2 protein-coding genes are annotated in these 11,154 nt (G+C 75.0%); both read left to right on the forward strand.

Annotated elements, in window-relative coordinates; genetic code table 11:
* Positions 1 to 253 precede the first annotated feature (253 nt).
* Positions 254 to 9,682 (forward strand): amino acid adenylation domain-containing protein, encoded by a 9,429-nt coding sequence (locus tag ABFY07_RS19995; protein ID WP_346175792.1) that lies wholly within the window; start codon positions 254 to 256, stop codon positions 9,680 to 9,682.
* A 289-nt stretch (positions 9,683 to 9,971) separates the two neighbouring features.
* The coding region (locus tag ABFY07_RS20000; protein ID WP_346175793.1) for a Clp protease N-terminal domain-containing protein at positions 9,972 to 11,154 on the forward strand (1,183 nt) is incomplete at its 3' end.

Consider the following 11,154-nt stretch of genomic DNA (forward strand, 5'->3'; position numbering starts at 1 on the left):
CGCCGGACGTCACCGGAACGGCCGACGAAACCCACCCGATGGGCCCACACCCCCTGGGCCACCGGGGGCAGCCGCGCGGCGCGTCGCGCGGGACGAGGGACGGGCGGGCGGCGGGCAGTGGGCGGTGGGCGGCGCCAAGGCCGACAGTTGCCATTGCAGCGAACTGCCAGGCCATAGGGCCGCATTACCGCCCTACACTCGGAAAACCGCCTCCGAAATCGGCGGCCCACTTATCGAGGAGGCCAGACACCCCATGCCTGCCAGTGGCCCCGTCCCGGGGATTCCGTTTGCCGCTCAGCGCGAATTCTGGATCGCCCAGTCCCTGCGTCCCGACAGCACCGCCTACAACATCGGTGAATACATCGAGATACGGGGGCGGCTGCGCGTCGACTTATTCGAGGCCGCGCTGCGCCGGGCTTTCGCCGAATGCTCGGCGCTCGGGGTGCGGTTCGCCGCGGGCGAGGCCGGTCCGCGTTGGTCCGCCGCGCGGCGCGACGACTTCCCGCTGGCCTTCGTCGACCTGACGGCCGACGCGGACCCGCGCGCCGCCGCCGGGCGGTGGATGGCGGAATTCTTGGCCAGGCCGGTGCCGCTGCCGGACGGCGAGCTGGTCGCCCATGCGGTGATCCAATTGGCGGACGACCTCTATTTCTGGTGCAGCCGGTACCACCACATTCTTGTTGACGGTTTCAGCGGATCGCTCATCGCGCACCGGGTGGCGCGGATCTACTCGGCACTGGACGCGGGCGAGGAAATACCGCCGAGCCCCTTCGGTGATTTCGACCGGCTGCTCGGCGAAGAAGGGGAGTACCGCGAGTCGAAGGCGTTCCGCAGGGACCGGGAATACTGGCTCGGGAAACTGAGCGACCTTCCGGAACCCGTTTCCCTGACCCGCCGGCGCGCGCCCGCCTCCGGTTTCACCCGGGTCTCCGACCGCCTGGTGTCCGAGGACCTCGTCGCCCTGGACCGCGTCTGCAAGCGGGCGGGGGTCCACCGCTCCGCGATGCTCCTCGCCCTGGCCGCGCTGTATGTGCACCGCATGACCGGGGAGCCGGAGGTGGTGCTCGGGCTGGTCGTCACGGCCCGCACCACCCCCACCGCCAGGACGACCCCCGGCGTGCTGTCCAACGTCCTGCCCGTCCGGCTGTCCCCGCGCCCGGAGACGACCGTCGCGGACCTGGCGCGCGCCGCCCAGAAGGCCATCCGGTCCGCACTCGCCCACCAGCGCTACCGGGCGGCCGACATGGCGCGCCTGATCTCCTCCGACGACACGCCCGCCCCGCTGTACTCGATGGTCGTCAACATCATGTCGTTCGACTACGACCTGCGGTTCGGCCCGCACCCCGCCGTCGCGCACAACCTGTCCACCGGACCCGTGGACGACCTCGCGCTCTCCTTCACCGACCGCCTGGACGGCCGGGGCCTCACGGTCGACCTGGACGCCAACAAGGCCGTCTGCACCGAGCGTGAGGCGCGCGGCCACGGCGAGCGGATCCTGCGGCTGCTGAAGGCCGTCGTGACCGGCGGCAGCGGCTTGCCGGTCGCCGAGGCGCCGCTGCTGTCCGACCGCGAGCGGGGCTCGCTGCTGCGCAAGGCCACCGCGGCGGCGGTGGTGGTGCCGGACGCCACGGCGGCCGAGCTCTACGAGCGGCAGGCCCGGCTCCACCCCGACCACGCCGCCGTCGCCACCGGCGGCGTTGAGCTCTCGTACGCCGAGCTGGGCGCGCGGGCCAACCGGCTGGCGCGGGCGCTGGTCGAGCGCGGCGTCGGCCCCGAGACCACGGTCGCGCTCGCGCTGCAGCGGTCCGTCGAGTTCGTCGTCGCCGTCCTGGCCGTCTGGAAGGCGGGCGGCGCCTTTCTGCCGGTCGACCCGCACTACCCGCCCTCCCGCGTGGAGTTCATGCTCTCCGACGCCCGGCCCCTGCTGACGCTGACCACCACGGCCCACGCGCGGACCCTCGGGCACCTGCCGGGCGACCGGCTCCTGCTGGACGACCCCGCGACCGTCCGCGACCTCGCGGGCCGCGACCCCGCGGACGTCACGGACGAGGAGCGGCGCGGGCGGCCCGACCCGCGTCACCCGGCCTACGTGATCTACACCTCCGGGTCCACCGGCAGGCCCAAGGGGGTCGTGGTGACCCACGCGGGCCTCCCGAGCCTGGTGCACACCCAGCGCACCCGGTTCGGCGTCGGGCCCCGCTCCCGGGTCCTCCAGTTCGCCTCGCCGAGCTTCGACGCCGCCGTCTGGGAGCTGACCGCGGCGCTGATGTCCGGCGGCTGCCTGGTCATCGGCGCCGACGGCCCGCCGCCCGCGGGCCCCGGGCTGCCGGAGCTGATCGCCCGGCACGGGGTGACCCACGCCGTGCTCCCGCCGGCCGTGCTGGCGAGCCTGGACCGCGGCGTCCTCCCGGCCGGGCTCCGGCTGATGGCGGTGGGCGAGGCGCTCCCGCCCGAGCTGGCGTCCGACTGGGCAGCGGACACCGTCCTGCTCAACGGCTACGGTCCGACCGAGACCACCGTCTGCGCGGCCATGAGCGACCCGCTCGGCGGCGCCGGCACACCCCCCATCGGCACCTCCTCCGCCAACACGGCCGCGTATGTGCTCGACGCCGCCCTGCGCCCGGTCCCCGTCGGCACCGTCGGCGAACTCTGGCTCGGCGGGCCCGGGCTGGCCAGGGGCTATCTGAACCGGCCCGGCCAGACCGCGCAGCGGTTCGTCGCCAACCCCTTCGGCCCACCCGGGTCACGGCTCTACCGGACCGGCGACCTGGTGCGCCGCCGCGAGGACCGCCAGCTGGAGTACGTGGGACGCGCCGACGGCCAGGTCAAGGTCCGGGGCCTGCGGATCGAGGTCGGCGAGGTGGAGGCCGTCCTGGCGGGTCATCCGGCGGTCCGGCGGGCCGTGGTGACGGCCGACGAGGTCCGCCCGGGGGCCGGCCGGCTGCTGGCCCACGTGGTGCCCGAACCGGACGCGGACCCGGCCACCGTCACGGCGCTCCCGGCCGAGCTCATGGACCGGGCCCGGAGCGGGCTGCCGGGCTTCATGGTGCCCGCGCAGATCGTCCTGGTGGACCGGCTGCCGCTGACCCCCAACGGCAAGCTCGACCGGGCCGCGCTCCCCAAGCCCGGCCCGGCGGGGGACACCCCGCGGCGGGCCCCGGAAACAGAGCGGGAAGAGCTGTTCCACGGCTTCTTCACCGACATCCTCGGCCTGGACCACGTCGGCGCCGACGAGAGCTTCTTCGCCCTCGGCGGCGACAGCATCCTCTCGCTCACCCTGGTCAGCCGCGCCCGCGCCGCCGGGCTCGCCATCTCCCCGCGCGAGGTCTTCGAGCACCGCACCGTCGCCGCGCTGGCGCGGGCCGCGCGCTCCGCCGCCGACACACCCCACGGCGTCGGCACCCACGGCACCGGCGACGCCACCGACGCCGACGACAGCGGCGCCCTCGCCCCGACCCCGATCATCGGCTGGCTGCGCGGGCTGGGGCCGGACGCCGTCAAGGAGTTCCACCAGTCGGTGCTGCTGCGCGTGCCCGGCGGCCTGCGCCACGACCACCTGTCCGGCGCGTTCGACACCCTGCTCGACCGGCACGCCGCGCTGCGACTGCGGCTGGCCGCCGGGGAGGACGGCGCCCTGGAGATCGCCCCGCGCGGCAGCGTCCGCGGCCACGACTGTCTGCTACGCGTGCCTGTCGAGGACACCGAAGGCGAGGGCGCCGAAGGCGAGGACACCGCGCGGTGGCGCCGGATCGTCGAGACGGCCACCGAGGCCGCGCGCCGACAACTCGACCCGGAGAACGGGGCATTGCTGCGGGCCGTCTGGTTCGACGCGGGCCCCGACCGCCCAGGACGGCTGCTCATCGTGATCCACCACCTCGCGGTCGACGGGGTCTCCTGGCGGGTCCTGCTGACCGACCTCGCCGACGCCTGGGCCGCCGCCGCACAGCGGCGGCCGCTGACCACGCCCGGGCCGGTGACCTCCCTGCGGCGCTGGTCCCGGGTGCTGACCGAGGCCGCCCGCCACCCGGCGAGGCAGGCCGAACTCCCGCTGTGGGAGAACATCCTCGCCGGCCCCGACCCGCTGCTGGGCTCCCGCCCGCTGGACCCCGCCCGGGACACCGCCACCACCGCCCGGATGCTGTCCCTCTCGCTGCCGACCGACCTCACCGCCACCCTGCTGACCTCCGTGCCGGAGCGCTACCACACCGGGATCCACGAGGTGCTGCTGACAGCGCTGAGCCTCGCCGTGGCCGAGTGGCGGCGGCGCCGCGGCCGGGACGACACCGGCGACGTACTGCTGGAACTCGAAGGACACGGCCGGGAACACCTCGCCGACGGCATCGACCTCAGCCGGACCGTCGGCTGGTTCACCAGCCTGTACCCGGCCAGGATCGCCCCGGGAACACTCGACTGGGCCGAGGTCACCGAGGGATCCGCGGCGCTCGGCACCGCCGTCAGAACGGTCAAGGAACAGCTCGCGGCGCTTCCGGACCACGGCATCGGCTACGGAGTGCTGCGCCACCTCGACCCCGGCGCGGCCCGCCGCCTCGCCGGCCACGCGGGACCGCAGCTCGGCTTCAACTACCTCGGCCGGTTCACGGTGTCCGAAGGCGACTGGCTGCCCGACCCCGACCCCGACTTCGGCGCGCTGCGCGGCGGCTTCCCACCCGGCATGCCCCTGCCGCACACCCTGTCCCTCAACGCCCACACCGAGGACCGCGAGGACGGCCCGCGGCTCACGGCGGTGTGGGTCTGGGCGGGCGAACTGCTGGACGAGCCCGCCGTGCGGGAGCTCGCCGAGGCGTGGTTCGCCGCGCTCACCGGCCTGGTGACCCACGCGCGGGCCGCCGGACACCCCGCGCACCGCGGCCACACCCCCTCAGACTTCCCCCTCGTCCCGCTGTCCATGGCCGACGTGGAACGGCTCGAGGACGCCGTGCCCGACCTGGCCGACATCTGGCCGGTGTCCGGCCTCCAGCAGGGACTGCTCTACCACGCCGTCTACGACGAGACGGCCCACGACGACTACCTGGTGCGGTTCGGCCTGGACCTGGCCGGCGGCCTCGACCCGGCGCGGCTGCGGATCGCCGTCGAGGGGCTGTTCGCCCGCCACCCAGGGCTGCGCGCCTGCTTCGTACGCCAGGGGCTCGCCGAACCGGTGCAGGTCATCCCCGCCCGAGTGGCCGTGCCGTGGCGGGAACACGACCTGTCGCGGCTGGACGAGCCCGCGCGGGACGCCCAACTGGCCCGGCTGGCGGCCGCCGAGAGCGGACAGCGCCTCTCCCTGGACACCGCCCCGCTGGCCCGCTGCATGCTGCTGCGCCTCGGCCCCGACCGCCACCGGCTGGTCCTGACCACCCACCACCTGCTCATCGACGGCTGGTCCATGGCGCTGCTGCTGCGGGAGCTGCTCGCGCTGTACGACGCGGGCGGCGACCCCGGCCGGCTCGCCGCGCTCCCCGCGCCACGCCCGTACTCCGCCTATCTGTCCTGGCTGAAGGGGCAGGACAGTGAGGCCGGGCTCGACGCCTGGGCGGCCGCCCTGTCCGGGGTGGCCGGGCCGACCCTCGTCGCCGGCCGGGACACCGAGGGCGCGACGGCCACCCGGCGGCACGTCCTGGAGCTCACGGCCGAGCAGACCGCCGAGCTGGCCGCCTTCGCCCGCCGGCACGGCCTGACGGTGAACACGGTGGTGCAGGGCGCCTGGGCGCTCGTGCTCGGCTGGCTGACCGGCCGCGACGACGTCGTCTTCGGCATCACCGTCTCCGGGCGCCCGCCCGAGATCGACGGCGTCGACGCCATGGTCGGCCTGTTCATCAACACCGTGCCCGCCCGGGTCCGGCTGCGCCCGGACGAGACGTTCCCCGAGCTGCTCACCCGCCTCCAGGGCGAACAGGCGCGGCTGCTCGACCACCACCACATCGGCCTCGCCGACATCCAGCGCCGCCTCGGGACGGGCCGGCTGTTCGACAGCCTCCTCGTGTTCGAGAACTACCCCCACGACCCGGACGCGCTGCGCTCCGCCTCGGAGCACCTGACCGTCACCGGGGTGCACCCCGAGGACGGCACCCACTATCCGCTCAGCCTGGTCGCGATCCCCGGCGAACGGCTGCGGATCCACGTCAACTACTGCCCGGACACCGTCGGCCGAAGCCGGGCCTGTGCCGCGGCGGAGGCCATGGAACACCTCCTCGCCCAGGCGTCCGCGGCGTCCGGGGAGTCGGCGGTGTCCGGGGAGTCGGCGATGTCGGGGGAGCGCGGCGCGGCCGGAGTGGCGCGGGCCCCGGTGGCGCGGCTGCTGACGGCCGCTCACCTGCCCGCGGCGCCCGGGGGCGTACGGTGCGAGGTGACCCTGCCGCAGCGGTTCGAGGCCCAGGTGCGGGCCACCCCGCACCACATCGCGGTGGTCGACGGCGGCCGCTCCCTGACGTACGCGCAGCTCAACGACCGGGCGAACCGACTGGCGCGGCTGCTGACCGGGCGGGGCGCCGGGCCCGAGCGGGTGGTGGCCCTCGCGCTGGACCGCCGGGCCGAGCTGGTGGTGGCGCTGCTGGCCGTCCTGAAGAGCGGCGCGATGTATCTGCCGGTGGACCCCGCCTACCCGCGCGAGCGCATCGGGTTCGTCCTCGACGACGCCGCCCCGGTGTGCGTGATCACCACCGCGGACACCGCTCCCGCCCTCCCCGACGCTCTCGACGTGCCGGTCGTGGAGCTCGACGCCCCGCACACCGCCGAGGCCCTGAAGACCATGGCGCCCACCGACCTGACCGACGCCGACCGCGGCGGCCCGCTCACCCCCGCGCACGGCGCCTACATCATCTACACCTCCGGCTCGACCGGGCGGCCCAAGGGCGTGCTGGTCCCGCACGGGAACGTCATCCGGCTGTTCACCGCCACCGAGCACCTCTTCGGGTTCGGGGAGGACGACGTGTGGACGCTGTTCCACTCCTACGCGTTCGACTTCTCGGTGTGGGAGATCTGGGGCCCGCTGCTGCACGGCGGCTCGCTCGTGATCGTGCCCCACACCGTCACCCGGGCCCCGGACGAATTCCTGGCACTGCTGGTCGAACGGGGCGTCACCGTGCTCAACCAGACCCCGTCGGCGTTCTACCAGCTGATCGGCGCCGACCGCGACAATCCGGAGCTGGGGGCGCGGCTCGCGCTGCGCTATGTGATCTTCGGCGGTGAGCGGCTCGACGTCTCCCGCCTCGCGGACTGGTACGCCAGGCGGCCCGCCGACGACGCCGCGCCGCGGCTGGTCAACATGTACGGCATCACCGAGACGACCGTGCACGTCACCCACACCGAACTGGTCCGCGCGGACCCGGCGCGGGACGGTTCGGCGAGCCCCATCGGGCGCGCGATCCCGGACCTGCGGCTGTACGTCCTCGACCACCTGCTGCGCCCGGTGCCGCCCGGCTCCGTCGGCGAGCTGTACGTCGCGGGACCCGGCCTGGCCCGCGGCTACGCGGGGCGGCCCCGGCTGACCGCGGAGCGGTTCCTCGCCGACCCGTTCGGCGCCCCCGGGGAGCGCATGTACCGCACCGGGGATCTGGTGCGGCTGGGCCGTGTCCGCGAGGTCACGGGCCCGGCGGGACCTCGCGGACACAGCCCGGGAGAGGACGGCGAGCTGGACTACGTGGGACGGGCCGACGGCCAGGTCAAGCTGCGGGGCTTCCGGATCGAGGTCGGCGAGATCGAGCACCGGCTCGCGGCGCTCGACCGGGTGGCGCGGGCGGCCGTGGTGCTGCGCGAGGACCGCCCGGGCGTCCCGGCGCTGGTCGCCTATCTGGTGGCCGAGCCCGGCGCCACGCTGCCCGGGCCCGCCGAGCTGGCGGGGCTCGCGGCGGCCCGGCTGCCGGCCCACATGGTGCCCTCGGCGTTCGTCGAGCTGCCCGAGCTGCCGCTGACGGTCAACGGCAAGCTCGACCGGGCCGCCCTCCCCGCCCCCGACTTCACGGCCGTCTCCACGGCGGCCCGGCCGCGCACCCCCGTCGAGGAGACGCTGTGCTCCCTGATGAGCGAGGCGCTGGGGGTGGCGGGCGTCGGCGTGGACGACGACTTCTTCCTGATGGGCGGCGACTCCATCGTCTCCATGCGCTTCGCCGACATGGCGCGCCACGCCGGGCTCGCGCTGCGGCCCAAGGACGTGGCGGACGGCCGTACGGTCGCGGCGATGGCGGCGATCGCCGAGCGCGGCGCGCCCTGGCGGGGGCCGGCCGGCGCGGGCGGCCACCACAACGCCGGCGGCGCGGGCGGTGCCGGGGCCGGCGTGGGCGACGGCGTGGATGACGCGGTGGGCCGGCTCCCGGCGACGCCGATCATCAGGCGCATGTGGGACTGCGAGGGCCCGACCGACGCCTACCACCTGTCCATGGCGGTCCGCGTCCCCGCGGACGCCCGGGCCGAGCACCTGATCGCCGCCCTCCAGGCGCTGACCGGCCGTCATGACGCGCTGCGGATGCGGCAGACCGGCGACCGGCAGCAGCGGTCCCTGGAGATCATGGAGCCCGGCTCGGTCCGGGTGGCCGACTGCTTCACCCGCCAGGCGGTCCGGATCGCCGACGAGGCGGAGTGGGTCCCGGCGCTGGCCGAGGCGTCCTTCCGGCACCAGGCGGAACTCGACCCCGCCTCCGGCCGTACCCTCCAGGCCGTCTGGCTGGACCCCGGGCCGGAGCGCCCCGGGCGGCTGCTGATCCTGCTCCACCACCTGGTGGTCGACGGGGTCTCCTGGCGGTTCCTGCTGCCGGACCTGGCCCGGGCCCACGAAGCGGTCGCCGCCGGCCGGCGACCGGAGCTGCGGGCACCGGTGACCTCCTACCGGAGGTGGGCGCGGCACCTGGTGGAGGAGGCCCTGGAGCCCGTCCGCGAGAAGGAACTGGAGATGTGGGCGCGGACGTTCGACGCGAAGCGGCCCACGCTGGGCACCCGCCCGCTCGACCCGCGGACCGACACCATGTCCTCGGCGCGGATGCTCCTCACGGACCTCCCGGAGGAGGACACCGCGACGCTGCTCGCGGTGCCGGGCGCGCTGGGCGTGGACCTGCGCGACGTGCTGTACGCCTCGTTCGCCGTCGCCTACGTCCGCTGGCGGGGCGAGCCGGACACCGGGGTGCTGGTGGACCTCCAGGCTCACGGCCGTGAGTTCCTCGCCGACGGGGTCGACCCCTCGGCCACCGTCGGGTGGTTCACCGCGCAGTTCCCGCTCGTGCTGGACCCGGGCGGGATCACCGACGAACAACTCGCCACCTCCGGCGCCGCCCTGACCGAGGCGGCCGCGCGGGTGGGGGCGCAGCTCGCGGCCCTGCCCGACAACGGCATCGGATACGGCCTGCTGCGCTATCTGAACCCGCGTACCGCCCCGCTGCTGGCCGCCCTCGGCGACCCCCAGATCTCCCTCAACTACCTGGGCCGGTTCCAGGTCGGCGAGCGGTCGGCCCTCTGGACCCCGACGGGCGAGGCGGGCTCGGCGATGGGCGGCGGCGCGGACCTCGGGACGCCCCTGGAGCGCACCCTCACCCTCACGGTCGCGGTCGAGGACCGCGAGCGGGGGGCGAGGCTCGCGGCGCGCTGGATCTGGCCGTCCGGCGTCCTGGCGGACGACCACGCCGCCGAACTCGCCGAGCGCTGGTCCGGCGTACTGCGCCGCTACGCCGCCCACGCCCGGGCCGCGTGCGCCTAGAGAGTGACCCCCTGGGCACCGTCCCCGGCCCGGCCCGCGCGTCCCGGTCCCACCCACGGGACGCGCGGGGCGAGCCCGGGGGCGCTGCGGAGAGGCGCCGAATAAGTCCAGAAGGGCGCGAGCAGCCCGGATGTCGGATAAAATCAATCAAAGCTGATCATATGGGACTTCTCGCGGGTGTTCGTGTCAGCCGGGCCGGCCGGCCCCCACGCCACCCGAGCACCCGCACACCACCAGAGCACCGAGGAATACGGGGCCCGCTTCCGCCGGGCCACCGGGACGGATGCCTATGAACAGCGGGTACGAGGGACACGAGGACTTCGGTCCCGACCCCCTCGGAGACTTCCTCGCACGCTTCCTCGGCGTCGGACCGGCCGGGCAGCGCTCCGGCTCCCGGCACGTCGACTTCGGCCGCCTGATGAGCGAGCCCGCGCGGCAGCTCGTCTCCTCCGCGGCCTCCTACGCCGCCGACCGCGGAAGCACCGACCTCGACACCGAGCACCTGCTCCGCGCGGCGCTCACGGCCGAGCCGACCCGCACCATGGTCGCCCGGGCCGGGGCCGACCCCGAGCGTCTCGTCGCCGAGATCGACCGGCAGACGGGGGAGGGGCCGCCGCGCAGCTCGGTCGCGGTCACGCCCGCCGTCAAGCGCGCGCTGCTGGACGCCCACGAGATCGCCCGCTCCGCGGGCTCCTCGTACATCGGCCCCGAACACGTACTGATCGCGCTCGCCACCAACCGTGACTCCACGGCCGGGCAGCTGCTGCACGCGGCCCGGTTCGAGCCCCGCCCCGGCCCGCCGGGCGGCCTGGCGGCCGCCTCCGGCGCGGCCGAACAGCGCCCGGGCCCCGGGCGGCGCGACACCCCCAACCTGGACAGGTTCGGCCGCGACCTGACCGAGATGGCCCGCGAGGGCCGGATCGACCCGGTGATCGGGCGCGACGAGGAGATCGAGCAGACCATCGAGGTGCTCGCGCGGCGGGGCAAGAACAACCCCGTCCTCATCGGCGAGGCCGGCGTGGGCAAGACCGCCGTCGTGGAGGGGCTGGCCCAGCGCATCGCCGAGGCCGACGTCCCCGACATCCTGCTCGGTCGGCGCGTCCTGCAACTCGACTTCGCGGGCGTCGTGGCCGGCACCCGCTACCGCGGCGACTTCGAGGAGCGGCTGACCGGGATCATCGACGAGATCCGCGCCCACTCCGAGGAGCTGATCGTCTTCATCGACGAGCTGCACACCGTCGTGGGCACCGGCGGCTCCGAGGGCGGCCCGATGGACGCGAGCAACATCCTCAAGCCCGCCCTGGCCCGCGGCGAACTGCACATCATCGGCGCCAGCACGCTGCAGGAGTACCGCCGTCACATCGAGAAGGACGCGGCGCTGGCGCGGCGTTTCCAGCCCATCATGGTGCCCGAACCGGCCGCGGCCGACGCGCTGGAGATCCTGCGCGGGCTGCGCGACCGCTACGAGGCGC

This window comes from Streptomyces sparsogenes subsp. cuspidosporus (assembly GCF_039532705.1).
GTDB classification, from domain to species: domain Bacteria; phylum Actinomycetota; class Actinomycetes; order Streptomycetales; family Streptomycetaceae; genus Streptomyces; species Streptomyces sparsogenes.

Excerpts from the sequence above, each read along its gene's own strand:
- ABFY07_RS19995 (WP_346175792.1), top strand. The coding sequence starts at position 254 with ATGCCTGCCAGTGGCCCCGTCCCGGGGATTCCGTTTGCCGCTCAGCGC.